The 236-nt window shown below is 54.7% G+C and carries 1 protein-coding gene; it reads left to right on the top strand.

Translation table 11 applies throughout. The features are described 5' to 3' along the window. The coding region (locus tag V5P19_RS24535; RefSeq protein WP_334408115.1) for a flagellar basal body protein at positions 1-236 on the top strand (236 nt) is incomplete at its 3' end.

Here is a 236-nt window from a genome sequence, read left to right as displayed (position 1 = left end):
ATGCGTGCCTTATGGATTGCCAAAACGGGTCTGGAAGCGCAACAGACCAATATGGACGTCATTACCAACAACCTGGCGAACGTCAGCACCAACGGATTTAAGCGTCAGCGCGCGGTGTTTGAAGATCTGCTTTATCAAACCATTCGCCAGCCGGGGGCACAGTCTTCCGAACAAACCACCTTACCCTCCGGATTACAAATCGGCACGGGGGTACGCCCGGTCGCCACTGAACGCTT

It is taken from the genome of Enterobacter sp. UNJFSC 003, from assembly GCF_036903355.1.
In the GTDB taxonomy this organism is placed as follows: Bacteria; Pseudomonadota; Gammaproteobacteria; order Enterobacterales; family Enterobacteriaceae; genus Enterobacter.
This window is presented reverse-complemented; position numbering and strand designations above follow the sequence as displayed.